Genomic DNA, 1,093 nt, shown 5'->3' with positions numbered 1-1,093 from the left:
TAACCTTAACCCATACAACCAAGACATAGCAAGTTTAGCTGTAATTTATAGCTATTTTTTTAAAAAAATCTCTTTTGTCTTATCTGGGTCATATTTTTAAGTCGAGCTTAAAAACATAATTAAAACAGGTATATCACCATGACAAGTACACAACACGTGGCGAACTACAAAGTCAAATTTGGAAAATTGCGAATGAGGTTCGTGGTTCAGTCGATGGCTGGGGTTTTAAGCAGTACGCATTAGGTGCTTTGGGTTCTGTCGCAAAAACCAAAAATAGCCTATTACCTACGACCATAAGATTTAATTTCACCCAAAGTAGGGTTGCATGCTCAACTAAAAATGGCGTCATTATTTTCCTGAATACCAGATCATAACTGGATTATCCATTCAATTATCCCGATGAGTTGATAATATTTTCTCCTGCATGATGCTTTTTCATGAGAGACATAAAAACAGGTTTATAGCCGGTTTTACACAAATACTTATCTTTTGCGACAGAACCCTCAAGGATGGGAAGTTATGAGTACGATTGAAAAATATATATTATTGATGACACAATATATAACTGGTGAGATTCCTGCATTTCAATTTGAGGTTGCATATCTAGAAATGTTTATAGAAGAAACGCGTTTTTTATCAGAAGATGTTTATGATGCACTGAATAACCTATTCTTAGATGTAGATGCATACTGTGGGGATGTTAGCTTGAGGGATGATGAAGATTTGGACGAAGAAGATTTGGTGGCTAGTGTAAAGGAGGCTCTGAAAAAGTTGACTTGATGTCACAAAGAAAGGATTAACACAGCAAATTAACCCAAAAAACCTAATACCAACGCAAACTCGGAATGAAATATCAGGATCACAAGTTAAGCGACTTACGAAGGATGTGAAGAAGAATGGTTTTGATCAAACAAAACCAGTTGATGTAGCACGAAACCAAACAGGCGCGCCATGCTACCTCACGAAATTCCGGGACTCCTGTCGCCATAATTCGTTCGCCTACGCAGCGGATGGGAGATGCCCTGAACGCCCTGCGTCCGCAACGACTACGCACAAAAGCCACTTCGTCATTACTACCTCACTGGCTGGACGG

At 39.0% G+C, this 1,093-nt stretch carries 2 protein-coding genes and 1 pseudogene; 2 read left to right on the top strand and 1 reads right to left on the bottom strand.

Translation table 11 applies throughout. The features are described from left to right. Positions 1–176: 176 nt before the first annotated feature. Positions 177–251 (top strand): annotated as a pseudogene (locus tag CDZ78_RS23325) (type I restriction-modification system subunit M N-terminal domain-containing protein); the annotation flags it as partial. Between the two features lie 268 nt (positions 252–519). Further along, positions 520–780, top strand: coding sequence for a colicin immunity domain-containing protein (locus tag CDZ78_RS17485; protein WP_087871134.1), 261 nt, complete (start codon positions 520–522; stop codon positions 778–780). Between the two features lie 79 nt (positions 781–859). On the opposite strand, the gene CDZ78_RS21420 is transcribed toward CDZ78_RS17485, so the two are convergent. Beyond that, positions 860–1,054, bottom strand: coding sequence for a hypothetical protein (locus CDZ78_RS21420; protein ID WP_140414163.1), 195 nt, complete (start codon positions 1,052–1,054; stop codon positions 860–862). Between the last annotated feature and the right edge of the window lie 39 nt (positions 1,055–1,093).

The sequence above is a fragment of the Bathymodiolus platifrons methanotrophic gill symbiont genome (assembly GCF_002189065.1).
Taxonomy (GTDB): domain Bacteria; phylum Pseudomonadota; class Gammaproteobacteria; order Methylococcales; family Methylomonadaceae; genus Methyloprofundus.
The sequence above is the reverse complement of the archived record's forward strand: the minus strand, read 5'-3'. Positions and strand labels throughout refer to the sequence as shown.

Bases quoted from the DNA above. Each gene is read 5' to 3' on its own strand.
- CDZ78_RS17485 (WP_087871134.1), top strand. From the start codon at position 520: ATGAGTACGATTGAAAAATATATATTATTGATGACACAATATATAACT.